This is a genomic window from Hyphomonas sp. (assembly GCF_046313975.1).
GTDB lineage: Bacteria > Pseudomonadota > Alphaproteobacteria > Caulobacterales > Hyphomonadaceae > Hyphomonas.
Genome location: NZ_JBKBXB010000044.1, coordinates 1 through 26471, shown reverse-complemented (window position 1 = coordinate 26471; position 26471 = coordinate 1). Strand labels below are relative to the sequence as shown.

The 26471-nt window shown below is 65.5% G+C and carries 29 protein-coding genes and 1 pseudogene; 18 read left to right on the top strand and 12 right to left on the bottom strand.

Features of this window, described 5'->3' with window-relative positions; genetic code table 11:
* The coding region (locus tag ACK4TE_RS13590) for a hypothetical protein (RefSeq protein ID WP_409912070.1) at nucleotides 1-148 on the bottom strand (148 nt) is incomplete at its 3' end.
* Nucleotides 149-482: 334 nt separating this feature from the next.
* On the opposite strand from ACK4TE_RS13590, the gene ACK4TE_RS13585 reads away from it, so the two are divergent.
* The 7 genes from ACK4TE_RS13585 (at nucleotide 483) to phhA (ending at nucleotide 5027) form a co-directional block, all read left to right on the top strand.
* A complete protein-coding gene (locus ACK4TE_RS13585) occupies nucleotides 483-1349 on the top strand; it encodes a hypothetical protein (RefSeq protein ID WP_409912068.1) in 867 nt (288 codons plus the stop codon).
* A 125-nt stretch (nucleotides 1350-1474) separates the two neighbouring features.
* Nucleotides 1475-1747: a DUF1153 domain-containing protein gene (locus tag ACK4TE_RS13580; RefSeq protein WP_409912067.1), complete on the top strand. Its 273-nt coding sequence runs from the start codon at nucleotides 1475-1477 to the stop codon at nucleotides 1745-1747.
* Nucleotides 1748-1837: 90 nt separating this feature from the next.
* Complete coding sequence (locus ACK4TE_RS13575; RefSeq protein ID WP_409912066.1) at nucleotides 1838-2509, top strand: hypothetical protein; 672 nt, start codon at nucleotides 1838-1840, stop codon at nucleotides 2507-2509.
* Entirely contained in the window at nucleotides 2506-3426 is a 921-nt protein-coding gene (locus ACK4TE_RS13570; RefSeq protein ID WP_409912065.1) for a FliG C-terminal domain-containing protein, read from the top strand. Before ACK4TE_RS13575 ends, ACK4TE_RS13570 begins: the two co-directional genes overlap by 4 nt.
* Nucleotides 3423-3836, top strand: coding sequence for a hypothetical protein (locus ACK4TE_RS13565; RefSeq protein ID WP_409912064.1), 414 nt, complete (start codon nucleotides 3423-3425; stop codon nucleotides 3834-3836). Before ACK4TE_RS13570 ends, ACK4TE_RS13565 begins: the two co-directional genes overlap by 4 nt.
* Nucleotides 3833-4099, top strand: a complete 267-nt coding sequence (gene fliN, locus ACK4TE_RS13560) for a flagellar motor switch protein FliN (RefSeq protein WP_409912063.1) — start codon at nucleotides 3833-3835, stop codon at nucleotides 4097-4099. The genes ACK4TE_RS13565 and fliN overlap by 4 nt, the downstream gene beginning before the upstream one ends.
* Before the next feature lie 55 nt (nucleotides 4100-4154).
* Nucleotides 4155-5027, top strand: a complete 873-nt coding sequence (gene phhA, locus ACK4TE_RS13555) for a phenylalanine 4-monooxygenase (RefSeq protein ID WP_409912062.1) — start codon at nucleotides 4155-4157, stop codon at nucleotides 5025-5027.
* A 12-nt stretch (nucleotides 5028-5039) separates the two neighbouring features.
* Here the strand turns inward: phhA and ACK4TE_RS13550 are convergent, their stop codons facing one another.
* The 4 genes from ACK4TE_RS13550 to ACK4TE_RS13535 all read right to left on the bottom strand — a co-directional run bounded on the left by ACK4TE_RS13550 (nucleotide 5040) and on the right by ACK4TE_RS13535 (nucleotide 8222).
* Nucleotides 5040-6059 carry an NADP-dependent oxidoreductase gene (locus tag ACK4TE_RS13550; RefSeq protein WP_409912061.1) on the bottom strand — a complete coding sequence of 340 codons (1020 nt, stop codon included), beginning with the start codon at nucleotides 6057-6059 and terminating at the stop codon, nucleotides 5040-5042.
* Between the two features lie 13 nt (nucleotides 6060-6072).
* Nucleotides 6073-6663: a phosphoribosylglycinamide formyltransferase gene (gene purN / locus ACK4TE_RS13545; protein WP_409912060.1), complete on the bottom strand. Its 591-nt coding sequence runs from the start codon at nucleotides 6661-6663 to the stop codon at nucleotides 6073-6075.
* Nucleotides 6660-7688, bottom strand: a complete 1029-nt coding sequence (gene purM / locus ACK4TE_RS13540) for a phosphoribosylformylglycinamidine cyclo-ligase (protein WP_409912059.1) — start codon at nucleotides 7686-7688, stop codon at nucleotides 6660-6662. The genes purN and purM overlap by 4 nt, the downstream gene beginning before the upstream one ends.
* Before the next feature lie 102 nt (nucleotides 7689-7790).
* A complete protein-coding gene (locus tag ACK4TE_RS13535; protein ID WP_409912058.1) occupies nucleotides 7791-8222 on the bottom strand; it encodes a hypothetical protein in 432 nt (143 codons plus the stop codon).
* Nucleotides 8223-8405: 183 nt separating this feature from the next.
* On the opposite strand from ACK4TE_RS13535, the gene ACK4TE_RS13530 reads away from it, so the two are divergent.
* From ACK4TE_RS13530 to ACK4TE_RS13515, 4 genes are read left to right on the top strand one after another with little or no spacing between them, the layout of a single operon-like run.
* The gene (locus tag ACK4TE_RS13530; RefSeq protein ID WP_409912057.1) at nucleotides 8406-9422 is read left to right on the top strand and encodes a hypothetical protein; all 1017 of its coding nucleotides are present in this window, start codon (nucleotides 8406-8408) and stop codon (nucleotides 9420-9422) included.
* Between the two features lie 41 nt (nucleotides 9423-9463).
* The gene (locus ACK4TE_RS13525) at nucleotides 9464-10141 is read left to right on the top strand and encodes a DNA replication protein (protein WP_409912056.1); all 678 of its coding nucleotides are present in this window, start codon (nucleotides 9464-9466) and stop codon (nucleotides 10139-10141) included.
* 6 nt (nucleotides 10142-10147) lie between these two features.
* Nucleotides 10148-12322, top strand: coding sequence for an RNA degradosome polyphosphate kinase (locus ACK4TE_RS13520; protein WP_409912055.1), 2175 nt, complete (start codon nucleotides 10148-10150; stop codon nucleotides 12320-12322).
* Complete coding sequence (locus tag ACK4TE_RS13515; protein ID WP_409912054.1) at nucleotides 12319-13803, top strand: Ppx/GppA family phosphatase; 1485 nt, start codon at nucleotides 12319-12321, stop codon at nucleotides 13801-13803. Before ACK4TE_RS13520 ends, ACK4TE_RS13515 begins: the two co-directional genes overlap by 4 nt.
* 73 nt (nucleotides 13804-13876) lie before the next feature.
* Here ACK4TE_RS13515 and rnd read toward each other — a convergent pair whose 3' ends face one another.
* On the bottom strand, nucleotides 13877-15043 hold the full coding sequence (gene rnd, locus ACK4TE_RS13510; protein WP_409912053.1) for a ribonuclease D: 1167 nt from the start codon (nucleotides 15041-15043) through the stop codon (nucleotides 13877-13879).
* A 96-nt stretch (nucleotides 15044-15139) separates the two neighbouring features.
* Here rnd and aspS point away from each other — a divergent pair, with 96 nt between their 5' ends.
* Nucleotides 15140-16963, top strand: coding sequence for an aspartate--tRNA ligase (gene aspS / locus ACK4TE_RS13505; RefSeq protein ID WP_409912052.1), 1824 nt, complete (start codon nucleotides 15140-15142; stop codon nucleotides 16961-16963).
* Between the two features lie 83 nt (nucleotides 16964-17046).
* On the opposite strand, the gene ACK4TE_RS13500 is transcribed toward aspS, so the two are convergent.
* On the bottom strand, nucleotides 17047-17805 hold the full coding sequence (locus tag ACK4TE_RS13500; RefSeq protein ID WP_409912051.1) for a pentapeptide repeat-containing protein: 759 nt from the start codon (nucleotides 17803-17805) through the stop codon (nucleotides 17047-17049).
* Nucleotides 17806-17965: 160 nt separating this feature from the next.
* Nucleotides 17966-20206 carry a hypothetical protein gene (locus tag ACK4TE_RS13495; protein WP_409912050.1) on the bottom strand — a complete coding sequence of 747 codons (2241 nt, stop codon included), beginning with the start codon at nucleotides 20204-20206 and terminating at the stop codon, nucleotides 17966-17968.
* 170 nt (nucleotides 20207-20376) lie between these two features.
* Between ACK4TE_RS13495 and ACK4TE_RS13490 the strand changes: the two genes are divergently transcribed.
* Genes ACK4TE_RS13490 through ACK4TE_RS13480 form a run of 3 tightly spaced genes read left to right on the top strand, consistent with a single transcriptional unit; the run spans nucleotide 20377 to nucleotide 21833 of the window.
* Complete coding sequence (locus tag ACK4TE_RS13490) at nucleotides 20377-20769, top strand: NADH:ubiquinone oxidoreductase subunit NDUFA12 (RefSeq protein ID WP_409912049.1); 393 nt, start codon at nucleotides 20377-20379, stop codon at nucleotides 20767-20769.
* The gene (gene mlaD, locus ACK4TE_RS13485; protein WP_409912048.1) at nucleotides 20762-21277 is read left to right on the top strand and encodes an outer membrane lipid asymmetry maintenance protein MlaD; all 516 of its coding nucleotides are present in this window, start codon (nucleotides 20762-20764) and stop codon (nucleotides 21275-21277) included. Before ACK4TE_RS13490 ends, mlaD begins: the two co-directional genes overlap by 8 nt.
* A 7-nt stretch (nucleotides 21278-21284) precedes the next feature.
* Entirely contained in the window at nucleotides 21285-21833 is a 549-nt protein-coding gene (locus tag ACK4TE_RS13480; protein WP_409912047.1) for a DUF2155 domain-containing protein, read from the top strand.
* Here ACK4TE_RS13480 and aat read toward each other — a convergent pair.
* From aat to ACK4TE_RS13460, 4 genes and pseudogenes are all read right to left on the bottom strand, one after another.
* Nucleotides 21818-22438, bottom strand: a pseudogene (aat, locus tag ACK4TE_RS13475) (leucyl/phenylalanyl-tRNA--protein transferase); the annotation flags it as partial. The gene ACK4TE_RS13480 and the pseudogene aat sit on opposite strands and share 16 nt — an antisense overlap.
* Before the next feature lie 205 nt (nucleotides 22439-22643).
* On the bottom strand, nucleotides 22644-24032 hold the full coding sequence (accC, locus tag ACK4TE_RS13470; protein WP_409912046.1) for an acetyl-CoA carboxylase biotin carboxylase subunit: 1389 nt from the start codon (nucleotides 24030-24032) through the stop codon (nucleotides 22644-22646).
* 2 nt (nucleotides 24033-24034) lie between these two features.
* Complete coding sequence (gene accB / locus ACK4TE_RS13465; protein WP_409912045.1) at nucleotides 24035-24511, bottom strand: acetyl-CoA carboxylase biotin carboxyl carrier protein; 477 nt, start codon at nucleotides 24509-24511, stop codon at nucleotides 24035-24037.
* 4 nt (nucleotides 24512-24515) lie between these two features.
* Nucleotides 24516-24959 (bottom strand): type II 3-dehydroquinate dehydratase, encoded by a 444-nt coding sequence (locus tag ACK4TE_RS13460; RefSeq protein ID WP_409912044.1) that lies wholly within the window; start codon nucleotides 24957-24959, stop codon nucleotides 24516-24518.
* 59 nt (nucleotides 24960-25018) lie between these two features.
* Here ACK4TE_RS13460 and thiS point away from each other — a divergent pair, with 59 nt between their 5' ends.
* The 3 genes from thiS to ACK4TE_RS13445 form a co-directional block, all read left to right on the top strand.
* Entirely contained in the window at nucleotides 25019-25231 is a 213-nt protein-coding gene (gene thiS / locus ACK4TE_RS13455) for a sulfur carrier protein ThiS (protein ID WP_409912043.1), read from the top strand.
* Between the two features lie 115 nt (nucleotides 25232-25346).
* On the top strand, nucleotides 25347-26132 hold the full coding sequence (locus ACK4TE_RS13450) for a thiazole synthase (RefSeq protein ID WP_409912042.1): 786 nt from the start codon (nucleotides 25347-25349) through the stop codon (nucleotides 26130-26132).
* Between the two features lie 174 nt (nucleotides 26133-26306).
* On the top strand, nucleotides 26307-26471 hold a 165-nt coding region (locus tag ACK4TE_RS13445), incomplete at its 3' end, for a transposase (RefSeq protein ID WP_409912069.1).

Sequence of the window (26471 nt, the reverse complement as noted above, 5' to 3'; positions counted from 1 at the left end):
TGCCATTGCGCGATCCCTGCTGCGCGGCGGCCGCGCCGTTATTATAGCCCCGCTGGTCAATCTGCACCCTGTTGCGCGGGTCTGCATGGGCAACGCCGAGGCTGGCGACGAGAAGCGCCGCGGCAGCAGTCGAAAGAAGTCGGTTCATGTTCATACTCCTGTGTTTGCGTCTTGCGCCGGTGAAGAGGAAGCGCCCTGACACGCACAGTGATGAAGCGCGGCCACTGAACGCGGTTTGAACGGGTGGTTCAGGTTTGTTCAGCTACGCAGCAGGTCCTCAGACCCCTGCGAAGGCAGGGGTCCAGGGCCCCAGGCGCTGGACTGGATACCTGCCTTCGCAGGTATCTGCGGCACGCCAGTTCATCCGCCTACGGAGCACTTATGCAACACCTCGCAGAAAAAATCCCCCGAAGAATCAACCCGTTGAAAAATAATCGCCCAAACTTACGCTACACCCCCAAAACCATGCCTATACTCTCCGCATGGACCAGACCGCACCACCGCCGCAGAACCCCCTGCTCGATGAGGCCGAAAGCCTCATTGGCTGGCTGATCGCGCAGCTTGAGGAACTCCTCGCCCCGGGAACCGTCCGTCCACGGCCGATGCTGGCGGCCATCTGCCGCCACTTCTTGCTACCCGCCGAAGCCACCCTGCGCCGCATCATCCACCTGATTGCCGCAAAGCTCGGCCCTGCCGCCACGAAACGCAAACCCAACCCGAACAATCCCCGCGCAGGCGGGTACCGCGTGCCGCCTGCCGCGCCGCAAACACTGCGCGCCCCGCTCTTTCGCCTCACCGAACCGCTCCCCGGCAGCGGCGGCCCGCGCCGCGCCAGGCCGGCTCCGGACACCGGCCCCCGCATCCGCAATTTCGACGATCCCATCGTGCGCGCACCAGTGCGCATGCCGCCCGATCCGTCCGTCTACGAAGCAAGCCTCCTGCGCCGCCTCGCCGCGCTCAAGGCTGCTTTCGCAAGCCCCACCGCATCTGCCCGCCGCCTGCAGCGCCTCGCCTTGCGCAAGGCGCCCGAAAAACCCGTCCTCTCGCTCTGGCGCATCCCGGGCTACACCTCGAAACCGATCACCGACCGGGGCAGGCGCGTCCTCGACAATCTCAACACCGCCGTCGCCCGCGTCCGCACGACTATCACGACTCCGGCTGAGCCTTGCCCGCAATCCAGCTCTCGAACCCCCGGAAGGCAACCGCCTCTCCGGGCAAAGGTGCTGGGGGAAACACTTCTACACCCCCACCTTACGAAAATCCGGCATGAAAACCCTCCGCCTGCCGCATTCCCGCCAGTTTCAGCCGGATTGTCCCGCCCCGGAACAGGTTTCCAAACAGCCCCCTAACACACCCCCGAAAACTGCCCATCCGGGGCAAGGCCGGGCTTAAACCGCCTCGTGTACGGTTCCATCCCATGGCCCCGCAGAAGCGGGGAGGAACACCCATTGGAAACCTAGAGAAGGGTTTGGACATGAACATGCAGAATGCACGACCGATGAGCGTCAAGGGCCCGGATGGCCAGATGCTCACCCTGGCAGACCTGCCCGCACCGGGCATCTCGCGCTGGGTCACGCGCCGCAAGGCCGAAGTGGTTGCCGCCGTTGCCGGTGGCCTCCTCTCGCGCGAAGCGGCCTGTGAGCGCTACAACCTCACCGAAGAGGAATATGAGGGCTGGGAGCGTCTTTACGCCCGCCACGGCGCCAAAGGCCTGCGCACCACGCGCCTTCAGCAATACCGCCGTTAACGCGGTATTTGCCTTGTTAAACCTGCCTTAAGGCGGGCCTTTTAGCCTTCCGGGAATCTGCCGGCGTTCGCGCCGGCCCCGGAGGGTTTTATGGCGTTTGGACAGGGCATGGATGGCACGGGCAGGGGGCCGGCGCGCCTGTTGGCGCTGCTGGTCCTTTCCATTGCCCTTGGCCTCCTCGCCTGGCGCGGCGCCAGCCATCTGACCCGCCCCCCGGCGCCCCTGGCCGCCAATGCCGCCGAAGCCGCCCTCGCAGACCTGATCGCTCCCGTCGCCGGCCCCGGCCTCTCGCGCCTCAGCGTCAGCTATAATGCCGATGGCGGGCGCACCGTCCTGATCCTCCTCGACGAGACCGCCGCCGCCCGCATCCCGGAGCTGCAGCGCATCGCCCCGCTCGCCGCCGGCCTGATCCCGGAGCGCGGCGACCGCCTCATCATCGAAACCGTCACCTTCGCCGCCGGCCTGCCCGGCCGGCCCCAGCCCTCCGCCTGGCTCGAACTCGCCGGCCTCAGCCTGCTGGCCCTGTTCGGCGGCGCGCTGGCCTTCCTCACCGCCCAGCCTGCTCCCGCGCAGAAACCCGCCGCCCAGACTCTCGCGCCGATCGCTCCGCTCACGGAGCGTATCCATGAAACGCCGCGCCCCCTCCGCCCGGTCGCCGCCCCGGCGCCTGAAACCGCAGCCTCCGAAATCGCCCGGCGCGATCCGGCCCGTGCCGCCGCCGTCGTGCGCGGCTGGCTCTCCGCGAAGGATGAAGCGGTATGAGCGCGCTGGCAAAACCCTCCGCCGCCCTTGCGCCCGGCCTTGCCCGCTCGGCCCGCCTGATGCGCGCGCTCGGACCCGACGCCGCCGCCATCTGGGCAGAGCTCGACCCGCAGGAAACAGATGCGCTCAGCGCCGCGATGGACCGGCTCGCAGATGATCCGTCTGCGGACGCTGAAGCCCTGCGCCGTTTCGCCGAAGCCCGCGCCGCTTCCGGCCAGCCCGGCCGCGGCGTCTGGGCAGATCTCTCCGCGCTCGACACGACCGCCCTCGCCATGCTCACCCAGCATGAGCGTGCCCAGGTCGTCGCCCTGATCCTGTCGCGCCTCACCGGGGACGCCGCCGCCCGCCTCCTGCGCGCACTGCCATCCTCGCTGGCCGTGGAAGCCATGCAGCGCCTGCTGCACCTCGGCGAAATCCACCCAGCCGCGATGGCCAGCCTCGAACAACACCTTGCCGGCCGCGTCAAAACCATGACGCGCGAAGGCTCCTCCGCCGGCATCGAACGCATCGCCCGTATCTTCGACCGTCTCGATCCGCGCGCCGGAACGTTGTTCCTCGCCGCCCTCGAAAGCGCCGAACCGGGTGCGGGCGATAAAGTCCGTTCCCTGATGTTCACCTTCGACGATCTCGCCACGCTCGATGCCGGCGGCATGCAGACCCTGCTCGCCGCGGCTGACCGGGCTACGCTCGTCATCGCCCTGAAAGGCGCAAAGGAAACCACTTCCGCCGCCTTCTTCGCCAACATGACCGCCCGCGCCGGCGAGCTGCTGCGCGAGGAAATCGCCGCCCTCGGCCCCGTCCGCCGCTCTGAAGTGGATGCCTCGCGCGCCGAACTCGTCGGCCTCGCCCGCCAGCTCATCGGGCGCGGCGAAATCCATGCCGGCAGCCAGACCGACGAAGACGAGCTGGTCGAATGACAGAGCGCGCCGTCAAAGCTGTCACCCCCTTTGCCTTCCGCGCCGATTTCGGCCCGCAGCCGGAAGACATGCCGCCTGCGGATGATCCCGCGCGCGTCAGTTTCACGGGCGAGGAAATCGCTGGCCTCATCGCGCAGGTGCGCGCCGAAACGCTGGCCGAAGTCGCCCGGGTCAAGGCCGAAGCCGAAAGCGAGCGCCTCGCAAAAGTCACCGCCGAAATGAAGCGCGCCCTCGGCGAAGTGGTCCAGCTCGTCAGCCATATTGAAGGCGCAAAGTTTGATACGGGTACGGAAGATCGCCTGCGCCGCGAGATCGAATCCATCGCGCGGCGCCTGATCGACGGGCAGGGCGACCTGTTCGCCGGGGCTGGACAGACTGCCCCGGATGCCGCGAAAGAGGGAACACCATGAGCGAACACACCAATCCCGCTTTCCAGAAAATGCTGCTGGATGTTCCCGTGCGCGTCGAAATCGTGCTCGGCGAGGTGCGCATGACGATGGAAGAGCTGATGGCGCTCACGCCCGGCGAAGTCCTCACGCTGGAAAAGCAGACCAACGAGCCTGTGGATATCTACGTCTCCGGCAAGCTCATCGCCCGCGGCAAACTCGTCGTCGCTGACGGCGAACTGGGTGTCACCCTCACCGAAATCGTCGACGCCCGCGCCCTAAACTAGGGGCAAAATTAGTTACATCTGGAACTAATTCGCGCCGCGCGCTATACTCGCGGGCATGGACACCGCCTTCGCCAAGAATCGCTATCACGATGCCCCGCGCGCGGCCGATTTCACTATCGACCAGGCCTGGGACACCTACAGCGCCGCCGAGCATGACCGGTGGGACCGCCTCTTCCGCCGCCAGCGCGACGTCACGAAAAACCGCGCCTGCGCCGCCGCGCTCGAGGCCATGAACACGCTGGAACTCTCGCCCTCCGGCATCCCCCATATGGGCCGCCTTACAGACCGGCTGGAAAAGCTCACCGGCTGGCGCGTCGTGCCTGTGGCCGAACTGGTGCCCGACGACATCTTCTTCGACCATCTCGCCAACCGCCGCTTCCCGGCCGGCGCCTTCATTCGCCCGGAGGAGGAGTTCGACTATCTTCAGGAACCGGACATCTTCCACGACATCTTCGGCCATGTGCCGATGCTGGCCAACCCGGTCTTCGCCGATTTCATGGAAGCCTATGGCAAGGGCGGCCAGCGCGCCATGCGCCTCGGCCAGTTGCACAATCTCGCCCGCCTCTACTGGTACACGGTCGAATTCGGACTTGTTCAGGAGGCGGACGGTTTGCGCATCTACGGCGCCGGCATCCTCTCCAGCCCGCAGGAAACTGTCTTCGCCCTCGAAGACGACAGCCCCAACCGTATCGGCTTCGATGTCAAACGCCTGATGCGCACGAAATACATCATCGATGATTTCCAGCAGACCTATTTCGTCATCGACAGTTTCGAGGCGCTGCTGGAGGCCTGCTACCAGGATTTCGGCAACGTCTATGCCGAGGTCAAAGGCCTGTCCGATTACGACGCCCACGCCATCGCCGAAGGCGACCGCATCCTCACCCGCGGCACCCATGCCTATTTCGAGGCCGGCGGCCGCAAGGGCTGATCGGCTGCACCCTCAGGCGCTGACATCGACCACGCGGCGTCCGGTATTTTCGCCCCGGAACAGGCCGCAGAACGCCTCCGGCATTGCGGCGATCCCGCGGAAACGTTCTTCCTGCGTCTTGAGGGCGCCGCTGGCGATCATCCCGGCCATGGTTGAAAGCGCTTCAGGGAATCCCCGCGCGAAATCGAACACGACCAGGCCCTGCATGTTCACGCGGTGGGTGATGAAGGGCTTGGTATTGACGATCCCCGGCGTTTGCTCCGCAGGCAGATTATAATCGGCGACCTGTCCAGAAATGCAGATGCGCCCGTGCATCGCCATCAGGGGCAGCACACGGTTGACCATCGCATTGCCGACATTGTCGAACAGGACATCGACGCCCTTCGGAAACTCCCGGGCAATCGCGGCATCGAGATCGGCAACCGTCTTGTAATTGATTGCCGCATCAAAGCCCGCCTCATCCACCAACCACAGGCATTTCGCGTCCGAGCCCGCAACGCCGACCACTTTCGACGCGCCCCAGGCCTTCGCCAGTTGCCCCGCCGTTGCGCCCACCGGCCCCGCTGCAGAGGTGACGAGCACTGCGTCACCGGATTTGAACCGCGCCACATCCTTCATGCCGAACCAGGCGGTAAGGCCGGGCACGCCGAGCACGCCGATCCAGGCCGAAAGCGGCACGCCGTGCACATCCGCCACCCGGCCGATGAAGCCCTTGCCGGACTGGACCGAATGGGTTTTCCAGCCGCCGGCGCAGAAGACCTGCGTGCCGACCGTCCAGTCGGGATTCTTGCTCTCCACGATTTCGCCGACGCTGAAGCCGTCGATGGGTTTGCCGAGCGGCAGGGCGGCCGCATAGCTGTCGCCGCCCGAGAGGCGCGAGCGGGTTCCGGGGTCGACAGAGCACCAGGCATGGCGCACGAGGAACTGGCCGTCTTTAAGCTCCGGCAGGGGAACGGTTTCGAGGCGGAAATCGGTGGGCTTCGGGGCGCCGTCGCAATAGCGCTCGAGGACGATCTGCTGCATGCCGGTCATCTGCGGGCCTCCTTTATAGTTTCTCTGCAATCTGCGCGCAGGCGAGCGCGAGGGCTTTGGGGTAGAGTTTGTGCTCTTCAGGCAGGACGCGGGCGGCGAGAGTGTCGGCGGTGTCGCCGGGCAGGATCGGCACGCTTGCCTGCGAGATGATCTCGCCTTCATCCACACCGGCACTTACCCAGTGTACGGAGCATCCGGCTTCGGTGTCGCCGGCGTCCAGCGCACGCTGGTGGGTGTCGAGGCCCTTGTGTTTCGGCAGCAGCGAGGGGTGGATGTTGATCATCCTTCCTTCCCAGCGCGAGACGAACCAGGGCGTGAGGACGCGCATGAACCCGGCAAGCGCGATGATCTCGACGCCGGCGCCGCGCAGAGTGGCGTCAACGTGGTATTCGAAGGCTTCGCGGTCCTTGCCATAGGTCTTGTGATCGATGGCGGCGACCGGGATGCCGGCGGCTTCGGCGGTGAGGAGGCCTTTCGCGTCCGGCCGGTTCGACAGCACGAGCACGGGCTCAGCGGGGTAGGCCGGATCGCGGGCGGCGTGCAGCAGCGATTCCATGTTCGAGCCGCGGCCCGAGATCAGGATCGCAAGCCTCAGGCGCCTCATGCGGCGGCAAGCTCGCCGAGGATCACCGGCGCTTCACCCGCCGCCTTCAGGTCGGCAAGGACGCCATCGGCATCCGCTGGGCTGACCGCCAGCACCATGCCGATACCCATATTGAAGGTGCGGTGCATCTCGCCGAGGTCCACCCCGCCGGCATGTTGCAGCCACTGGAACACCGGGGGCGGGGTCCAGCTGGCGCGGTCGATTTTCGGCACGAGATGGTCCGGGCACATGCGCGGCGTGTTCTCGGTCAGGCCGCCGCCGGTGATATGGGCGAGGCCCTTGATGCGGCCGGACCGGATGAGCGGCAGCACGAGCGGAGCGTAGAGGCGGGTGGGCGTCAGCAGCGCTTCGCCCAGCGTTTCGCCTTCGGAGAAGGGCGAGGGGCCGCCATAGAACAGGCCTTCGCGCTCGACGATGCGGCGCACGAGCGAATAGCCGTTGGAATGCGGGCCGGAGGAGGCGAGGCCGATCAGCGTATCGCCCGCCTTCATGTCGCCAAGCCGGGGCAGCACCTTGTCACGGTCCACAGCGCCAACGACGAAGCCGGCGAGATCATAATGGCCCGGCGGATACATGCCCGGCATTTCGGCGGTCTCACCGCCGACGAGGGCGCATCCCGACCGGCGGCAACCTTCGGCGATGCCGGCGATCACCGCCTCGGCAATGCCGCCCTCGAGCTTTCCGGTGGCGAAATAGTCGAGGAAGAAAAGCGGCTCGGCGCCTTGGGCCAGCACGTCATTGGCGCACATGGCGACGAGGTCGATGCCGACGGTATTGTGGATGCCGGTTTCGAAGGCGAGCATCAGTTTGGTGCCGACGCCGTCGGTGCCGGAGACGAGAATGGGGTCGTTATAGCCGGCGGCCTTCAGGTCGAAGAGGGCGCCGAAGCCGCCGAGGCCGCCCATCACGCCGGACCGGCGGGTGGCCTTGGCCATCGGCGAGATCGCGTCAACCAGCCGTTCGCCGGCCTCGATGTCGACACCGGCATCCTTGTAGGAAAGCGGCGGTTTGGATGCTGCGCTCATCTGGTCCTGGCCCCACGGGATTGCCCGAGTCGGCGCGTTAGCACGGGGGCGGCGCGGTTTCCAGTGAAGGATGCGAAGGGTAGCGGCGCGCCCGCTGCCGGATCAGCGGTGGCGGAAAGGGAAGCTGATCAGCCGCCAGACTTTGTGGAGGGTCCAGGCGAAAGAGAGGATGACCATTTCAAAGACGGCTTTGGCAGCGCGTTTCAGCAGCGCTGCAATGCAGAAGACCCCGAAAATGCCGCCCGCTGCGATGCCGACATAGCCGAGGAAGGCGATATCACCGGAAAGGAATGTCGCGGCTGCGACCCCGGCACCGAAGACGGCGAGGGAGATGGCCAGAATGACCAGCAGGTCAGCAACGGAATGGTCTGAGCCTCCGAAGGGGATGTTCCTGCCGGACGGCGCGGCCGCTTGCCTGCGCTGGGCAGCTGCGGCCATGTCGGCAGCCGCCTGTGCGGCGGTCGTCGGCGGACCCACGGGCACGCCGAAGGCCTGCTTGCGAATCCGGTCATTGTAATCGTCAAGATCGCCCATGCCCGCCCTCCCGGTAACCTGACAGAGATTTCACAGGCAACATGAATGGAAGATGTAGATCAGGCCAGTGTTTTCAGGTCTGTACAGGCCACAATTCCGGCGCATGTCGGCTTCAGATGAAGCTCGCGGTATCCGCCGCCGGTTGGCCTTGTTAGAAGGGCCTGAACAAGGAGCAGACTTCCCATGATTCGACTGGTTCTGGCCGCCCTCTTCATGTCTCTGGCCGCTTCGGGCGCTGTCTATGCCGATACCAAGGATGTCTACACGATCCGCGGCATTGCCGTGGACGAGACCGGCTCGACCATCCTGGAGGCCCGCGAGAAGGCGATGGCCGCCGCGCGGATCTCGGCAGCGCGCCAGCTGATCAACAAGATAACCCTCGCGACAGACCGCAACGCTGTCGGCGGCATCACCATCGACAGCGCGACCGCCTCGCGCTTCACGGCCGCTGTGGACGTGGAAGAGGAAGTCGCTGGCGCCGGGCGTTACCGGGGCAAGCTGGCCGTTGTGCTGAACCCGCAGGTTGTACGCGCCCATCTCGACGCGCTGAAAGTGCCCTATCTCGACGCCCAGGCCCCGCTGGCCCTGATGGTGCCCGTCACCTCCTCCGGCAACCAGATTGCCTGGATCACGGCCTTCTCGGAGCGCAGCCCCGGAACGCTGGTGCCTTTCGTGACGACTGCCTCAACTGGCTATTCGGCCTTCAGCGGCTGGAACGAGATTTCGGCCGAAGCCAATTCCGCCAATGCCCGCCGCGCCATCCTCGCCGAACTGCAGGGCCGCGACGGCGCCTGGCGCGTGATCGTGTCGAACGTCACCGCAACCGGCACAGAGGCCGTCGGCGCAACTCCTGCCGCGCCGACGCTGGAAGCCGCCGCTGCCGCCGTCACGACACTGCTCGACGAGACCTGGAAACAGGCCTCCATCGTGCGCGATGGCTCGCGTACCCAGGTCGATGCCACCGTGCGCTTCACCTCGCTGACCGAGTGGAACACCCTTCGCGGCGCGCTCGCCCGCTCGCCGCTGGTCTCGGATTTCCGCACCACGGCGGTGGCCCGCGAAGGCGCGCTGGTGACCTTCTCCTATGCCGGCGACGAGACCCGCCTGCGCAATGACCTCGTGCAGCGCGGTGTGACGATCTCCCGCGAGAACAACCAGCTGACCCTGCGATCCGCGGTCAGCACAGCCGTCACGCAGTGAAGCCGGGCGGGCCGGATCAGGACGATACCCCCGCGCAGCCGATGTTCGGATTCCCGGCGCCGGCCGCGCACTGGGACGGACTCGTCCAGGGCCCGCACAACGCTGCCGCCCTGCGCCTTGCCGGGCGGCCCGAGGACTGGGCGACGCCGGTCCTGTGCATCACCGGTCCGGCCAGGTGCGGCCTCACCTATCTGGCTGAAGCCTGGGCAGCGCGCTTCGGCGCGGAGCTGATCGAAGGCCCGCTGCTGGCGAAGACGGTCAAGTCTCCTTCCGTGCTGGCAGAGGCGCATGTCGTGATCGACGATGCCGACCTGTCACTCGGGCGTAATGAAGATGTGCTTGTGTCGCTGATGAACCTGATCGCGGCCGGAGGCGGGCGTCTGTTGCTGACAGCGCACCGCGCGCCATCGCAGTGGCGGGTGGCATCGCCGGACCTGCGCTCGCGGCTGAAGGCCCTGCCGGTGGGTGAGATCGGGATGCCGGATGAAGAGGGGCTGCGCGCGCGGCTGGTTCTGGCGGCGGAGCGGCGATTTCTCAGGCTTTCACAAGAGACGCTCAACTATCTGGTGCCAAGACTGGAACTTGCCTATGACGCCGTGGAAAGCTTCATGGACAGGCTCAGTGCCTCGGTCAGCGATGCCGACAGGGCGCCAAGCCTGCCTCTGGCGCGCAGCGTGCTGGAACGGATGGGCCGGCCGGATGGGGATGATGAGGGGTGAGCGAAGATGCCGGACAGCCAGCATCGTCTGAACAAGCAGCTGATGGCCTCGCCGGAGCGGTTCCTGAACCGGGAATTGTCCTGGCTCGAGTTCAACCAGCGCGTCCTTGAGGAGGCTGGCAATCCGGCCCATCCGCTGCTCGAGCGGCTGCGCTTCCTGTCGATCTCGGCCAGCAACCTCGATGAGTTCGACATGGTGCGCTATGCCGGCCTGCGCGAGCAGGTGCGCGCCGGCGTGACGCGGCCGAGCCAGGACGGGCTGACCCCGGCCCGCCAGGTGGAAGAGGTCGAGGCCGCCGCGCTGCGTCTGATCGGCGGACAGCTCGAGCGCTGGCGCGAGCTGAAAGGCGCAATGGAGGCCGAAGGCATCTTCGTGCTCAGCCCCGGCGACCTGACCAAGCGCGAGCGGGCCGATATCGAAACCTATTTCCACTCGAACGTGTTCCCGATCCTGACGCCGCTGGCGATTGATCCGGCGCATCCGTTCCCGTTCATTCCCAATCTCGGCTTCACCATCGCTTTCGACCTGGAATCGGAAACCGGCGGCGAAGGGCAGGTGGGCATCGTGCCGATGCCGACCTTTGTGCGCCGCTTCATCCGCCTGCCGAAAGGCAACAAGCCCGGCATCCGTTTCATCGCGCTGGAAGATGTGATCGGCATGTTCCTGCCGGCGCTGTTCCCCGGTTTTGCCGAGGCAGGCCGCTGCCTGTTCCGCATCGTGCGCGACAGCGATATCGAGATCGAGGAAGAATCCGAAGACCTGATCCGCGAGTTCGAAGTGTTGCTGAAGCAGCGCCGCCGCGGCCGGATCGTCCGTCTGCGGATGCAGGCAAGCGCGCCGGACAAGCTGCGCGAGTTCATCATGCGCGAGATCGGCGCGGAGCCCTCCGATATCGTGCTGTATGACGGCATTCTCGGCATGGCACGCCTGTCCGAGATGATCGTCGACGACCGCCCGGACCTCCTGTTCCCGCCCTACGAGCCGCGATATCCCGAGCGGATCCGCGAGATGGGCGGCGACATGTTCGCGGCCGTGCGCGCCAAGGATATCCTCGTTCACCACCCGTTCGAGAGTTTCGATGTGGTCGTGGAATTCGTGCGTCAGGCGGCGAATGATCCGCAGGTCGTGGCGATCAAGCAGACACTCTACCGCACCACGATCAACTCGCCGATTGTCGGCGCGCTGATCGAGGCCGCCGAATCCGGCAAGACCGTGACGGCGCTGGTCGAGATCAAGGCCCGCTTCGACGAGGAGGCAAACCTGCGCCTCGCGCGCGACCTTGAACGCGCGGGCGTACAGGTCGTGTACGGATTTATCGAGTACAAGACGCACGCGAAAGTGTCGCTCGTCGTGCGGCGCGAGGGCCATGAGCTCCGCACCTACACGCACTATGGCACGGGCAACTATCACCCGATTAATGCGCGCATCTATACCGACCTCTCCCTCTTCACCGCCGATCCGGCGCTGGGCCGCGATGCCAACCGCTTGTTCAACTATGTAACCGCCAACCGCGAGCCGCCGGAAGTGCCGCCGGAATTCGAGACGATCTGCATGGCGCCGGTGAACCTGAAAGAGCAGCTGATCCAGCTGATCGAAAAGGAAGCGCAGGCGGCGAAGAAAGGCAAACCCAGCGGCATCTGGGCGAAGATGAATTCGCTGGTCGACCCCGACGTGATCGACGCGCTTTACCGCGCCAGCCAGTGCGGCGTGCCTATCGCTCTGGTGGTGCGCGGCATCTGCTGCCTCCGGCCCGGCATCCAGGGTCTGTCGGAAAACATCACGGTAAAGAGCATTGTCGGGCGCTTCCTCGAACACGCCCGGATGATCTGCTTCGCCAATGGTGAGGAGCTGCCTTCGGCGAACGCGAAAGTGTTCATGTCGTCTGCCGACTGGATGCCGCGCAACCTGTCGCGTCGCGTGGAAGTGATGGTGCCGGTGCAGAACCCGACCGTGCACCGGCAGGTGATGAACCAGATCATGGTGGCCAATCTCAATGACGAGCAACAGACCTGGCTGATGCATCCCGATGGCCATTATGAGCGTTACCGCAGCAGTAATCCGGATGCGGCCTTCTCCGCGCACGGATATTTCATGTCGAACCCCAGCCTCTCTGGCCGGGGCAGCGCGCTGGAAGTAAGCCTGCCGCCGCGCCTGTCGCCGCGTGAGACGCAGCCGAAATGACCATTCCCCAACCCCGTCCCGCCGGCATCATCGATATCGGGTCGAACTCTGTTCGTCTCGTGATCTGCGACGTGATGGGCGCCTCCATCCTGCAGAGCTTCAACGAGAAGGTCATGGCCGGGCTGGGCGAAGGGCTGACAAAGACCGGCCACCTGTCGCCGCAGGGCATCGAAGCGGCGCTGAAGGCCTTGTCGCGCTACCGGGCAATCCTCCGTGCGCTGAATGTCGAGACCTGGCAGGCAGTTGCCACTGCCGCTGTACGCGTGGCCGAGGACGGCCCGGACTTTCTGAAACAGGCGGGCAAGGTGCTCGGCCGGCCGGTGCGCCTTCTGAGCGGGGAAGACGAGGCGCGCCTGTCCGCGCGGGGCGTGGATCTCAGCGTGCACAATCCTGTCGGCGTGATCGGAGACCTTGGCGGCTCCAGCCTCGAGCTGAAGCGCATCGGCCTCTCGGGCGCGCAGGACGGCGAAAGCCTGATGCTCGGTCCGCTGGCGCTGGGCGAGATCGTCAGTGATCCGAAGGAGTTGCGCAAGCGGATGCGCGAGGCGCTGAAGTCCAGCGCGGCGCTGCGCGGGGCGAAGGGAAAATTCTATGCCGTCGGCGGCGCCTGGCGCGCCTTCGGCCGGCTGATGATGGAGATGGACCGCTATCCGCTGCAGGTGCTTCAAGGTTTCCAGGCGAATGAAGGCCAGGTAGCGCGGGCGGCAAAACTCTGCATCGACTCGCTGACGAACGCGGCCGCGCGCCAGCAGATCGAGGCCATCGACAAGCGCCGGGCACGGCATTTCCCGATGGCCGCGATCCTGATGGAAGAGGTGCTCGCCCAGAGCGCGCTCGACGGCGTAATCATCTCCGCCTCCGGGGTGCGCGAAGGCGTGCTGCACGAACTCCTCGGCATGAAGCTCGATGATCCGCTGACGGACGGCATCATCGCCTATGCGCGCCTCGACAACAATCAGATTGCGTTCGGCCGGGCTTTGCATGATTTCATTTCGCCGGCGCTGGTGCCGCAGCCCGACCTGTTCGGCTCGCCAGCCGCGGATGTGCGTATCGAAAAGGCGGCCTGTATGATGGCCGACAGTTCCGGCCGCTTCCATCCCGATCACCGCGCCGAGATGGCGTACGACCAGGCCCTGCGCGCGCCGTATCTCGGCGTGACGCATCCGGAGCGCGCGATGATCGCGCTGGCCATCGGCGCGCGTTATGACAAGGACTTCAAGCGCCCGCAGGAACATGCGGCGCTGACCACCGATGCGCAGGCCGACCGGGCGCGGCAGATCGGCCTCCTCATGCGGCTCGGCGCAGTTTTCTCCGGCCGCTCGGCCCCGATCCTGAAGCGCGCGGCGCTGCGCCGCAAGGGCGACACGCTGGAACTGGAAGTCGGTCCGCGCGACCGGCTGCTGTTTTCCGAAACCGTGGAGCGGCGCCTGTCGCAGGCAGCCGGGCAGCTGAAGCTGAAATCGCGGACAATGGTGCGGTAAGCGCGGCCCTCACCTCCCATCGCTTACGCGATGGGAGGTGAGGGAACTGCAGTAATGGATCAGGGCAAAATCGTCAGACGTCGAACAATCTGACCTGACTACCCTCGAACGAGACAGCGAGCTTGCCGGACAGCAGCGCGATCGCCTTCTTGCCGAACATCTCGTAACGCCAGCCCGTCATCGCGGGAATGTCGTCACTGGTCTCGCCGCGGGCGATGCGGTCGATGTCGCTGGAATTGGCGATCAGGCGCGGCACGACATCATTCTCGTCGGCGACATGCTTGAGCAGCACCTTGAGCAGTTCCGGCGCGCCCGCGGGGATCTGCGCATTCTGCACCGGGCGGGCGAGCTCGGGCGCGAACGTATCCGGCGCCTCGATGGCCGCGCGCACCGCTTCGATCAGCCCCTGGCCATGCTTCGAGCGGATGAAGCCGTTGGGCACGGCGCGCAGCTGGGCGAAGTCTTCCTCGGTGCGCGGCTTCTGGGCAGCGATTTCCTGGATGGCGTCGTCCTTCAGGATTCGCCGGCGCGGCTTGTCGAGTTCCTGCGCCACGCGCTCGCGCCAGGCGGCGACGGCGACGACGATGGCGGCATAGTCCTTCTTCGGCATGCGCAGCTTCAGGCGCTGCCAGGCGTTCAGCGGGTCGGTGTCATAGGTGGCGGGGTCTTCCAGCTCGGCCATCTCCTCGCGCACCCAAGGCATGCGGCCGGTCTTGTCGAGCTCGTCGCGCATGCGCTGGTAGGCGTCGCGCAGGTGGGTCACGTCGCCGAGAGCGTAGATCAGCTGTTTCTGGCTCAGCGGGCGGCGCATCCAGTCGGTGAACTGGCTGGACTTGTCGATATGCTTCTTGAGGACGCGCTGGATCAGGTTGTCGTACGAAATCGAATCGCCGAAGCCGAGGGCCATCGCGGCGACCTGGGTGTCGAAGATCGGCCCGGGCGGGTGGCCGATCAGGCGGTTGAAGATTTCGATGTCCTGACGGGCGGCATGGAACACCTTGGTCTGACGGTCCGAGGCGATCAGGTCGAGGAAGGGCTTGATGTCCAGATCCTCGGCGCGGGGGTCGATCAGCCCCTCAACACCGGGGCCGGAGGCCTGAATCAGGCAGAGTTCCGGCCAATAGGTCGTCTCCCTGTGGAATTCGGTGTCCACACAGACAAATTCGGCTTCTGAGAGGCGCCCACAGAGGTCTTCGAGGGCGGACTGCTCTGTGATGGGAGTCAGGGTGTTGTCAGTCATTGCCGGAGCGCTTATCGCACCAGCTTGACAAAGGCGAGGGGGTCTGTGCCCTACGCCGCTCTTTCTGTTTGGCCGATTTTCCGGAGTTTTCGCCAGATGCACGCCTATCGCACCCATACCTGCGGGGAGCTGCGCAAGTCCCATGTCGGGGAAACCGTCAAGATTTCGGGCTGGCTGCACCGCCGCCGGGACCATGGCGGGGTCATGTTCATCGACCTTCGGGACCATTACGGCCTGACCCAGATCGTGTTCAATCCGGGCTCGCCGGGCTTTGCCACGGTCGAGCGCCTGCGGGCCGAGAGCGTGATCACGGTCGAGGGCAAGGTCGTGGCCCGGGACGCGGAACTCGTGAACCCGAACCTTGCCACGGGCGAGATCGAAGTGGTCGGCGGGTCTGTGGCTGTTCAGTCCGAGGCGGCGGAGCTGCCGATGCCGGTGTTTGGCGACCATTCCTACCCTGAGGAAATCCGCCTGAAGCACCGCTACCTGGACCTGCGCCGGGAGCAGCTGCACAAGAACATGATCCTGCGAAGCCAGGTGATCGCGAGCCTGCGCCGCCGGATGGTGGCCGAGGGCTTCACCGAATACCAGACGCCGATCCTGACGGCTTCGAGCCCGGAAGGCGCGCGCGACTTCCTCGTGCCGAGCCGGCTGCATCCGGGCGAGTTCTACGCGCTGCCGCAGGCGCCGCAGCAGTTCAAGCAGCTGCTCATGGTCTCCGGCTTTGACCGGTATTTCCAGATCGCGCCCTGCTTCCGCGACGAGGACGCCCGCGCGGACCGCTCGCCGGGCGAGTTCTACCAGCTCGATATCGAGATGAGCTTCGTCACGCAGGACGATGTGTTCGGCGCCATCGAGCCGGTGATGCGCGGCGTGTTTGAAGAATTCGCCGACTGGGAAGGCAAGGGCCGCAAAGTGGCGCCGGGGCCGTTCCCGCATATTCCGTATGCGGAGGCTATGCTCAAGTACGGCGTCGACAAGCCGGACCTGCGCAACCCGATCATCTGCTCGGACGTGTCCGACATCGTCACGCGCGATGACGTGACCCTCGCCGTGTTCAAGAAGATCGTGGCGGGCGGCGGCATCGTGCGCGCCATTCCGGCGCCGAACTCGGGCGAGCAGCCGCGCAGCTTCTTCGACAAGATGGACGCCTGGGCGAAGAAGGAAATGCAGGCGCCGGGCCTCGGCTATATGCGCTTCGTGGAAGAGAATGGCGCGCTGGCCGCAACGGGGCCGATCGCGAAATTCTTCGAGCCGGCAGCGCTGGCGGCGTTGGCAGAGCGCGCGGGCGTCAAGGCCGGTGACGCGCTGTTCTTCTCGGCGGGCGACAAGACCGCAGCCGTGAAACTGCAGGGTCAGGCGCGCATCCGCATCGGCGAGGAGCTGGGCATTATCGAGCCTGGCATCTTCCGCTTCTGCTGGATCGTCGACTTCCCGATGTACGAATGGGACGAAGACAACAAGAAGGTCGATTTCAGCCACAACCCGTTCTCGATGCCGCAAGGCGGAATGGAGGCGCTGATGGCGGCGGACACAGCCGAGAAGCAGCTGGCGCTGAAGGCCTTCCAGTATGACATCGTCTGCAACGGCGTTGAGCTCTCCTCCGGCGCAATCCGGAACCATCGTCCGGACATCATGCTGAAAGCGTTCGAGATTGCCGGCTATGGCCCGGAAGTCGTCGAGAAGAAGTTCGGCGGCATGCTGAACGCCTTCCGCTACGGCGCCCCGCCGCATGGCGGCATCGCGCCGGGCGTGGACCGCATCGTCATGCTGCTGGCCGAAACGGACAGCCTGCGCGACGTGATCCTCTTCCCGATGAACCAGCAGGCCCGCGACCTCTTGATGGGCGCGCCGGGCCCGGTGGACGAGAAGCAGCTGAAAGAGCTGAACATCCGCCTCGCCCCGGTGGTGAAGGCGTAAGCCGAAAGGCCGGATCAGGGCCAAAAACAAACCGCCGGGTTATACGCCCGGCGGTTTTGCTTTGTGATAGAGGGAGACGCCGTTTACTTAGGCCGGCCGGCGGTGAGGCGCGCGGTGAGCTGGGCCGGGGTGCAGAGCGGCAGGCTTTCATCCGGGGGCAACTGCGTGGTCAGCGAGCCGCAGGCGCCCTCGAAATCGGCATGGTCGAAACCGACGACATTTGACAGGTTCGCGCCCGGGAAGCGGGCATCCTTGAACGAGGCGCCGGTGATGTCGGCGCGCACGAGGCGGGCATCCGTGAAGTTCGCGCCATCAAACACGGCATCGCGCAGCACCGCGCGGTCGAGCAGGGCATCGCTGAAATTGGAACCGCCGAACTGGGTTTCCTCGAGGCGCGCGATGAACAGCTCTGCGCCTTCGAAGTTTGCGCCGATCATCTCGGCCCCGTGCAGGTTCACACCATGCATCCGCGCTTCGCGGAAATCCGCCCCGTCAGCCTTGACCTTCTGCATGCGGGCAAGGTCGAAGACCGCATCGGACAGGCGGGCATTGGTCAGCGTCGCGCCGCGCATGTCTGCGCCGGTCAGGTCCGCCTTCTCGAGGTTAACGCCGACCGCCTTGACGTCCTTCATCAGGGAATAGTCGAGTTTGGCTTCCTTGAGATTGGCGCCGGAGAGAGTCCAGCCGGTCAGGTTGGCACTGGAGAATTCGCCCTTCGGCGCGGCCGGGCCGGTATAGCTCGGGGCCCAGCCTACGGGTTGGCCCTGGGCAACAGCGTGCTGCGCAGCAAAGGCTGCCAGGGCACCTGCAACAGAGACGAGACGCAGATTCAGCTTGTCCATGAGACTCGGGATAGCGGTTTCCGAATACTCTCTAAACTGAAGAAACTGTAAGAACTGTAAAAGCGGCACGACTGTTGCCGGAATGCAATGAACCTGTCCAAAGAGTCATGAACTTCGCGCAGCGCGCGAAAGGCATGATGGGGTCAGTCGCCCGGCAGGGCTACTGGCTGGCCCGGCTTTCCTCGCCGCAGGTGTCACAGGCGAGCTGGTCGGGTCCGGCCTGGTAAAGCGTGAAGCTGCCGCAGGCCGGGCAACCGAGCGACAGATAGGCCGGAGTCAGGTCTTCTGCTTCGCCGGTTTCAGGCTCTTCGGAGGCCTTTTCGGCCCGCTTCTTCTCCAGGATCACGATATTGTCCGGCAGCTGGCCGCGCGAGAAACCGCGGGAGATGAACTGCGCGGCTTCGCTGGTGAAGGCGGCCGGTTCGCTGCGGGTGGCATCGCCTGCCCCGCGGCCGAGGCCGTCATGGGTGACATCGGCTTCGGCAAGGTCCGAGCGGCCGAGATAGGAGACGGCAAGCTCCCGGAAAATGTAGTCCAGGATCGAGGTCGCATTCCGGATCCGGTCATTGCCGGTAACCTCGCCCGCCGGTTCGAACCGGGTGAAGACGAAGGCATCGGCATACTCTTCCAGCGGCACGCCATATTGCAGGCCGAGGGAGACCGAGATGGCGAAATTGTTCATCAGGCTGCGGAAAGCGGCGCCTTCCTTGTGCATGTCGATGAAGATCTCGCCGAGGCTGCCATCATCAAACTCGCCGGTGTGCAGGTACACCTTGTGGCCGCCGACGGTGGCTTTCTGGATGTAGCCCTTGCGGCGGTCCGGCAGGCGGGTGCGGCGCACACGCGGGGCTTCCTCGGTGAGAACGGGCAGCGGCGGCAGGGCGTCGGCCTCCTCCGCGATCTCGTCGGCAAGGGAGATGATCTGCTCCATCCGCAGGCGCAGGTCTTCCGAAGGCGGGGCGCGGTGGCCGGTGACGAGGGCCGAGAGACCTGCAGCCATGGCAGCTTCCGCCAGTTTCAGGCCCTCAATGGCCGGGGTGCGCAGCATGGCCGGGCCGCCAAGGGCGCGGGCCGCGGCGGCGGTGAAGCGGATCTCGGCATCGGCACTGACCGACAGCGACAGGCCCGCCGCAGCGAGACCCTTACCCGCAATCTCTTCGATGGCGCCGTCGATGGCGAGTTCGGCGGCGGCGATATCCTTCTTCGAGAAGCCGACCGCGGAGAGCAGCGCGCGGCCATCGGAATCGAACCGCTCCGGGGCGAGGCGCAGGTCGTTGGTGATGATCTCGTCGCCGAGCACCCAGCGGGAGAAGGCGGCATTGAGCGGCAGGCCGTCGCCGATGGCGCGGGTGACGCGTTCGATGGCTTCGTCGGTGAAGCCCCGGTCGCGCAGGCGGGTGCGACCGAGAGCGGAGTCGAGGTCCTGTTCGCCAGCGCTGGCGAGGCGGGCGAGGAGTTGCGGCAGGTGTTCCGGCGCGCGGCGCGCAAGGCCGAGGCGGGCGGCGCGGCTGAGTGAAGGGGCGTCTTCACCATAGGCGAGCACGGTGCGCACGGGCGCTGCGCCTTCGCTTTCGCATTCGGGCAGGCAGCTTGCCATGTCGCGCAGCGGCAGCAGGGCGAGCTGGCAGGGGCGGCGGCCGGTGGCTTTCATCCCTTCAAGGCCGAGGATGCGGCCCTGCGCGGCCGGAAAGGCAGCGCCGGTGGCGGCGGACTTGACCAGCGCACACAGCGCGGCGCCGGCATTGACGGCGGCTTCTGAGGCATAGTCGAGACCAAGCGACAGGACCGCAGCGCCGAGACCGGCTACGACGAGGACGCCGTCCCCGAGGCTGCGAGATGCGGCATCGACGGAGGCGACGAGATAGTCCGCTTCCAGACCGCCGGGACCGATGGCCTGGGCCACGTCGACGATGCGGCAGCGGGTGCCGGCATCCGGCACGGCGCCGCGCATCAGATGGATTTCGGCGCCTTCCTCAAGCGCGGCCATCAGGGCGGCGGCGAGGGCGGCATCGATATGGCCGGCCTCGAACACGCCGGGGCGGGGTGAGGGCGTGGAGACGGCCGCCGCGCGGAGGCTGGCGGCGGTCTTCAGGATACCGCCCGGCTGGCGCAGCGCCTCTTCCAGCACATCCTGCGGCAGGCCGGCGGCAAGGGCCTCGGCGAGTTCGGCATTCTTCGGGGCGTCTCCAAGTCTTTCCAGCATTTCGGCCGTGGCCAGCTGGGAAACCCCGAGCAGGTTGGCCGCCGACCAGGCGGACTGCACATCCCGCAGGGCAGACGCCGACAGCGGCAGGGGCGGGCGCCCGGCAGAGCGGAGCACGTCCCTCAGGCGCGTTTCGGCGGAGACGAGGCCCCCGGCTTCTGCGGCTTCGAGGAAGTCGGAAGTGGATTTCGCTGCCATTGGGTGGGGCTCCGGGCCGAATCAGTTGAGGGGAGGGTGCCGGTTGAAAGGCAGCGCCGCAAGCCCGGACAGGGCCTCCGGCTGCGCCGCATTGCCTGTATCCGCCGGATGGATTAATCGCCCCCCAGCCGCCATATTGCGGCCATCAAGCAAGGTCAGGACAGGTCCGGATGCTGAAACAGATTTTCACCTGGTGGAGCGGCTCAACGATCGGCGCGGCCTTCGATATCGGCCGGCGCGCGGGGTATGTAGGCACGGACGAGTATGGCAACCGCTACTTCGAGGAGCGCAAGCCCTCGCTGGAAGGCCGCCGCCGCCGGTATGTGACCTATAACGGCTTGGCCGAGCCCTCCAAGGTGCCGGCGGACTGGCATGGCTGGCTGCACCACACGCTGGACGCGCCGCCGACCAAGATGCCGCTGGACCGGCGCGAGTGGGAAAGCGATCACACCCCCAACATGACCGGTACGCCGTTCGCGACCAAGCCGAAGGGCAGCCTCGCCGCCGGCGACCAACGCCAGAAATCCGACGCTGACTATGAGGCCTGGACGCCCGATGCGTGAATCCGCGTTTGAAACCCTGGTCGGCGCCGTCGTTGTTGCGGTCGCGGCCATCTTCCTCTGGTTCGCGCTGGCCCGCGGCGGCGATGCCGCGGCGATGGGCAGCAAGACCTATGAGGTGACGGCGCGCTTCAACAGCGTGTCGGGCCTCGCGCGCGGATCGGATGTGCGCATCGCGGGCGTGAAGGCCGGCGTGATCAAGTCCATCGACGGCGACCCGCAACGCTTCGAGGCGGTGGTGACGATGACGCTGGATTCCAAATGGGAGCTGCCGGACGATACCGACGCGCGCGTATCGACCGATGGCCTGCTCGGCGGCGCCTATGTGGCGCTGGAACCGGGCGCGGGCTTTGACGTTATCCCCCAGGATGGCACAGGCGAGATCCAGTACACACGCGGGAGCGTGGACCTGCTGACCCTGTTTGCCTCCTTCGCTGCCGGCAGCGGCGGCAGCACTTCTGAAACAACCGCAAGCGATCCGCCTGCGGAGGATCTGGACTATCCGGAGTAAGGTTCACATGTCGTCGCTTCTTCGTCTGGCAGTTCTCGGTCTGGTCGGTGCCTCGCTGGTGGGGCTCGCCTCGGCGGCAACCTTTGCGAAGCAGGACCGGGCAACGCTGCGCGCGCTCGACAAGATCACCGGGCGCTCGGTCGACATTACCGTGAAGGTGGGCGAGCCGGTCGTGTTCGGGTCGCTGAATGTCGAGCTGAAAGCCTGTTTCCAGACGCCGCCGGAAGAAGTGCCGGAGAGCGCCGCCTTCCTGAAGATTTCATCGCTGCGCCCGGTCTCGGAAGAGCAGGCGGAAGTCGCGCCGACAGCTGTTGCCGCCGGGGAGCAGCCGGTGCTGTTCTCTGGTTGGATGTATGCGTCCTCTCCGGGCCTCAGCGCGCTGGAGCACCCGGTTTACGATATCTGGGTGATCCGCTGCACGGCGCCGGCGCCGGTGAAGCTGCCCCCGCGCGTGATCGTGCCGTTGGGCGACGAGCCGCTGATCGATGATGCGCCGGCCGGCATGTCGGAATCCGATGCGCCGCCCGTGATCGAGGAAGACATTCCGGTCGACTGATCCGTAGGCAGATGAAAGCTCGCCTGCACTTTAAGCGCCTGTTTCAGACGGGCGCGAAACTCTGACCGCGTGATTTCGATCAGGCCGAACTGTTCAAGGTGCGGGTTGTGAAACTGCGCGTCGAGCAGGACATAGCCGCGATCGATCAGGCGCGCGACGAGATGGACGAGCGCAATCTTCGAGGCATCGGTGGAGCGGCTGAACATGCTTTCGCCGAAAAAGGCGCCGCCAAGGGCGACGCCATAGAGGCCGCCGACCAGCGTGTCACCATCCCAGCATTCCACAGAGTGCGCGTAACCTTCGCGGTGCAGGGCGCTGTAGAGATTGACGATCGGTGAGTTGATCCAGGTGCTGGGGCGGCCTTCGTGCGGCTCGGCGCAGGCCTCCATGACGCGCGTGAAAGCGGTGTCGAAGGTTACACGGTACGGGTCCTGGCAGACGCGGCGCTTCAGGCGTTTCGGGATGTGGAAGGCGTCAAGCGGGAGAATGCCGCGCGTGTCGGGATCGACGAGGAAGAGGTTCGGGTCATCCCGCGAATCCGCCATCGGGAACACGCCGCGGCGATAGCAATCGAGCAGTTCCTGGGGGCCAAAACGGGAGGACATGGGGGAGATATGGGGCGCGCCGGGCGGGGTGTAAATGTTCAGCTCATCAGGTACCGGACTGCTCCGCTGCCCTATCCCCGGACGCGACGTACCCCTCTCCCTTGGGAGAGGGGCAGGGGTGAGCGGGACTGACCTCTGATCTTGATGTTGCGGAGATGCGTGCGCCCACTCATCCCCAACCCCTTCTCCCAGGTGAGAAGGGGCTTCAGGTTACGGCACCCTCATCCGCTTCTGCGGCCTTGGCGTCTTTCAGGAACTTTTCCAGCCAGTGGATGTTGTAATGACCCGCGAGGACGTCGTCGTTTTCGACGAGGCGGCGGTGCAGGTCGAGCGTGGTGTGCACGCCGCCGACGACCATTTCCTGCAGAGAGCGCTTGAGGCGCATCAGGCATTCGCGGCGGGTTCGTCCGTGCACGATCAGCTTGCCGATCAGGGAGTCGTAGTGCGGCGGGATGCGGTAGCCGGCATAGGCGGCGCTGTCGAGGCGCACATCGGGGCCGCCGGGGGCATGGAACTCGGTGATCAGGCCCGGCGAGGGCACGAAGGTTTCCGGATGCTCGGCATTGATACGGCACTCGATGGCATGGCCGACCAGCAGCACATCTTCCTGGCGGAAGGAGAGCTTCTTGCCTTCGGCGATACGGATCTGTTCGCGCACGAGGTCGATGCCGGTGATCATTTCGGTGACAGGGTGTTCGACCTGGAGGCGGGTGTTCATTTCGATGAAATAGAACTTGCCGTCTTCGTAGAGGAACTCGATCGTGCCGGCGCCGCGATAGCCGATCTTCTGCATCGCGCGGGCGCAGATGCCGCCGATCTCTTCGCGCTGCAGCTGGTTGAGCGCGGGCGACGGGGCTTCCTCGAAGACCTTCTGGTTGCGCCGCTGCAGCGAGCAGTCGCGTTCCCAGAGATGGGCGACATTGCCGTGCGTGTCGGCGATCACCTGGATCTCGATATGGCGGGGCCCTTGCAAGTACTTCTCGAGATAGACCGCATCGTCGCCGAAGGCAGCTTTCGCTTCGGTCTTGGCGGTTTTGACGGCGTTCTCGAGATCGGCCTCGGTCATCGCGAGTTTCATGCCGCGCCCGCCGCCGCCGGCAGAGGCTTTGACGAGGACCGGGAAGCCGATCTTCTTGGCGGCTTTCTTGGCTTCCGCGATGGATTCAAGGGCCCCTTCGGAGCCCGGCACACAGGGCACGCCGGCTTCGATCATCGCCTGCTTGGCGGCGATCTTGTCGCCCATGATGCGGATATGATCCGCCGTCGGACCAATGAAGGCGAGGCCGTGGGCTTCGACCATTTCGGCAAACTGCGCGTTCTCCGATAGGAAGCCGTAGCCGGGATGGATGGCGTCAGCGCCGGTGATTTCGGCGGCCGCCAGGATGCGCGACTTCTTCAGGTAGCTTTCCGAAGACGGCGCCGGGCCGATGCAGACGCTTTCGTCGGCAAGGCGCACAGCCATGGCGTCGCGGTCGGCTTCCGAATGGACGACGACGGTCGACAGGCCCATTTCCTTGCAGGCCCGGTGAATGCGCAGCGCGATCTCGCCCCTGTTGGCGATCAGCACTTTGTGGATGGGACGCGGCTCAGCCATGACTACTCGATCAGGACGAGAGGTTCGCCATACTCAACGGGCTGGGCGTTTTGAACATAGATGGCTTTGACGGTGCCGGCGCGGTCGGCTTCGACCGGGTTGAAGGTTTTCATTGCCTCGACCAGCATCAGCGTGTCGCCCTTCTTCACCTTGTCGCCGACATTGATGTAGGCCTTCGACTGCGGATCGGGGGACAGGTAGACGGTGCCGACCATCGGCGACTTCACGGCATTGTCGGGTGCCGCGGCGGCTGCCGGGGCGGCCGATACGGCGGACGGAGCCGCAAGTGCGGCGGCAGGGGCCGCTGCGGCCGGCGCCGGAGCGGCGTAAGAGGCGTGGACGACCTGCTGGCCGCCGCGCGAAACGCGGATCTTGGTGCCGTCATTCTCGATTTCGATCTCGCCGAGGTCTGCTTCCCGCAGGATGGCAGCCAATTCGCGGATGAGCCCGGTATCGAGCTTGGTTTTGGATGTACTCATGTATTCAGCTCCCTCCCTGGCCTGACAGCCGCAGGGCGGCGGACAGGGCCAGTTCGTACCCATGGGCACCTAGCCCGGCTATCGTAGCCGTTGCAACAGGCGCGACGTAGTTGATGTGCCGGAACGCCTCCCGCGCGGCCGGATTGGACAGGTGTACCTCAATGACTGGAATTTTGAGTGTTTTCAAGGCGTCATGGAGGGCAATCGAGGTATGGGTATAGGCCGCGGCATTGAGAATGAGGGCAGAGCCCTCGCGGCCGGCTTCCTGGACCCAGCTGACCAGTTCCCCTTCGGAATTGGTCTGGCGGAGCACAAGAGGGGACTTGCCGGCAAGGCTGCGCAGGCGCGCATGGATATCTTCAAGCGTATCCCGGCCGTAAATCTCGGGCTCGCGCGTACCGAGCAGATTGAGATTCGGGCCGCCGAGGACATATACCGGTTTCGACATGGAAGCCCGTTTGCGCTGGATTCCGGCGTGTTGCAAGAGGGCAACAGGAGCCGCTGCTGATGAACATCATCCTTAATGGCGAGACACGGGAGATTGCCCCAGGAACGACGGTGGCGATGTTGGTGCAGCGCCTGTCGCAGGAGACGGGGCGCGACCCGCGCGGCGTCGCGGTGGAGCGCAACCGGGAGATCGTGCCGAAATCCGAGCATGTGTTGACCGTGCTGGAGGAGGGCGACCGGCTGGAGCTGGTGCAGTTCGTCGGGGGCGGCTGAGGCCCCAAAAACATTCCAGAAACTGTCCACACGGGGCGGGCGACTTCTGGACGGTATGGCTGGTCTGAAGGCAGGGGCGTTGACGGCCCGCCTGAGGACGGCCAGACCACGAGACATGACCGATACCATCCTGACCGACCCGCTTGTCATCGCCGGCAAGGTGTATGCCTCCCGCCTGATCGTGGGCACCGGCAAGTATGCCTCCTATGAGCAGAACGCCGAAGCCGCACGCGCGGCCGGCGCCGAGATCGTGACCGTGGCGCTGCGCCGCGTGAACCTGTCGAACCCGGACGAGCCGCGCCTGTCGGATCATGTGAAGCCGACAGAGTTTACCTACCTGCCGAACACGGCGGGCTGTTACACGGCGGACGACGCCGTGCGCACCCTGCGCCTGGCGCGCGAGGCGGGCGGCTGGAACCTCGTGAAGCTGGAAGTGCTGGCCGACCAGAAGACGCTCTACCCGAACATGCCGGAGACGCTGAAGGCGGCCGAGGCGCTCATCAAGGATGGGTTCGAGGTGATGGTGTATTGCTCGGACGATCCGGTCTATGCGCGGCTGCTGGAGGATGCGGGCTGCGTGGCGATCATGCCGCTCGGCTCGCTGATCGGGTCGGGGCTCGGCATCATGAACCCGGTGAACATCCGCCTGATCGTGGAAGCGGCGCGCGTGCCGGTGATTGTCGATGCCGGTGTCGGCACGGCGTCGGATGCAGCGATTGCGATGGAGCTCGGCTGTGACGGCGTGCTGATGAACACGGCGATCGCGGCTGCAAAGGATCCGGTGCGGATGGCGCGCGCGATGAAGCATGCGGTGATAGCGGGGCGCGAGGCGTATCTTGCTGGGCGAATGCCGAAGAAGAAATACGCCGATCCGTCGAGCCCGCTGGCGGGGTTGATTTGAGGCGCTGATTACGAGCTTATTATAAAGCGCTCGCTAGCTCACTGTTGCACTGGGATTGTTTTTATAGTTTGGCCGTAGATTGAGCCGAGCACTAAAGTCAGCTCTGGCCTGACTGACCTGAGACCCAATTGGTCCCGCATTTGAATGGAGAGTCTGTCGTTACGGAGACAGACGATGCGGAAGAGTAAATTTACCGAGGAACAGATCATCGCGATCCGGGCGGAACAGGAGCGGGGCATGGCGACGGCGGAGGTCTGCCGGCGCCATGGCGTGAGTTCAGCGACGTTCTATAAATGGAAATCGAAGTATGGCGGCATGGACGTGTCCGACGCCCGCAAG

Bases quoted from the DNA above. Each gene is read 5' to 3' on its own strand.
- ACK4TE_RS13585 (WP_409912068.1), top strand. From the start codon at position 483: ATGGACCAGACCGCACCACCGCCGCAGAACCCCCTGCTCGATGAGGCC.
- ACK4TE_RS13580 (WP_409912067.1), top strand. From the start codon at position 1,475: ATGAACATGCAGAATGCACGACCGATGAGCGTCAAGGGCCCGGATGGC.
- ACK4TE_RS13575 (WP_409912066.1), top strand. From the start codon at position 1,838: ATGGCGTTTGGACAGGGCATGGATGGCACGGGCAGGGGGCCGGCGCGC.
- ACK4TE_RS13570 (WP_409912065.1), top strand. From the start codon at position 2,506: ATGAGCGCGCTGGCAAAACCCTCCGCCGCCCTTGCGCCCGGCCTTGCC.
- ACK4TE_RS13565 (WP_409912064.1), top strand. From the start codon at position 3,423: ATGACAGAGCGCGCCGTCAAAGCTGTCACCCCCTTTGCCTTCCGCGCC.
- fliN (WP_409912063.1), top strand. From the start codon at position 3,833: ATGAGCGAACACACCAATCCCGCTTTCCAGAAAATGCTGCTGGATGTT.
- phhA (WP_409912062.1), top strand. From the start codon at position 4,155: ATGGACACCGCCTTCGCCAAGAATCGCTATCACGATGCCCCGCGCGCG.
- ACK4TE_RS13550 (WP_409912061.1), bottom strand. From the start codon at position 6,059: ATGACCGGCATGCAGCAGATCGTCCTCGAGCGCTATTGCGACGGCGCC.
- purN (WP_409912060.1), bottom strand. From the start codon at position 6,663: ATGAGGCGCCTGAGGCTTGCGATCCTGATCTCGGGCCGCGGCTCGAAC.
- purM (WP_409912059.1), bottom strand. From the start codon at position 7,688: ATGAGCGCAGCATCCAAACCGCCGCTTTCCTACAAGGATGCCGGTGTC.
- ACK4TE_RS13535 (WP_409912058.1), bottom strand. From the start codon at position 8,222: ATGGGCGATCTTGACGATTACAATGACCGGATTCGCAAGCAGGCCTTC.
- ACK4TE_RS13530 (WP_409912057.1), top strand. From the start codon at position 8,406: ATGATTCGACTGGTTCTGGCCGCCCTCTTCATGTCTCTGGCCGCTTCG.
- ACK4TE_RS13525 (WP_409912056.1), top strand. From the start codon at position 9,464: ATGTTCGGATTCCCGGCGCCGGCCGCGCACTGGGACGGACTCGTCCAG.
- ACK4TE_RS13520 (WP_409912055.1), top strand. From the start codon at position 10,148: ATGCCGGACAGCCAGCATCGTCTGAACAAGCAGCTGATGGCCTCGCCG.
- ACK4TE_RS13515 (WP_409912054.1), top strand. From the start codon at position 12,319: ATGACCATTCCCCAACCCCGTCCCGCCGGCATCATCGATATCGGGTCG.
- rnd (WP_409912053.1), bottom strand. From the start codon at position 15,043: ATGACTGACAACACCCTGACTCCCATCACAGAGCAGTCCGCCCTCGAA.
- aspS (WP_409912052.1), top strand. From the start codon at position 15,140: ATGCACGCCTATCGCACCCATACCTGCGGGGAGCTGCGCAAGTCCCAT.
- ACK4TE_RS13500 (WP_409912051.1), bottom strand. From the start codon at position 17,805: ATGGACAAGCTGAATCTGCGTCTCGTCTCTGTTGCAGGTGCCCTGGCA.
- ACK4TE_RS13495 (WP_409912050.1), bottom strand. From the start codon at position 20,206: ATGGCAGCGAAATCCACTTCCGACTTCCTCGAAGCCGCAGAAGCCGGG.
- ACK4TE_RS13490 (WP_409912049.1), top strand. From the start codon at position 20,377: ATGCTGAAACAGATTTTCACCTGGTGGAGCGGCTCAACGATCGGCGCG.
- mlaD (WP_409912048.1), top strand. From the start codon at position 20,762: ATGCGTGAATCCGCGTTTGAAACCCTGGTCGGCGCCGTCGTTGTTGCG.
- ACK4TE_RS13480 (WP_409912047.1), top strand. From the start codon at position 21,285: ATGTCGTCGCTTCTTCGTCTGGCAGTTCTCGGTCTGGTCGGTGCCTCG.
- accC (WP_409912046.1), bottom strand. From the start codon at position 24,032: ATGGCTGAGCCGCGTCCCATCCACAAAGTGCTGATCGCCAACAGGGGC.
- accB (WP_409912045.1), bottom strand. From the start codon at position 24,511: ATGAGTACATCCAAAACCAAGCTCGATACCGGGCTCATCCGCGAATTG.
- ACK4TE_RS13460 (WP_409912044.1), bottom strand. From the start codon at position 24,959: ATGTCGAAACCGGTATATGTCCTCGGCGGCCCGAATCTCAATCTGCTC.
- thiS (WP_409912043.1), top strand. From the start codon at position 25,019: ATGAACATCATCCTTAATGGCGAGACACGGGAGATTGCCCCAGGAACG.
- ACK4TE_RS13450 (WP_409912042.1), top strand. From the start codon at position 25,347: ATGACCGATACCATCCTGACCGACCCGCTTGTCATCGCCGGCAAGGTG.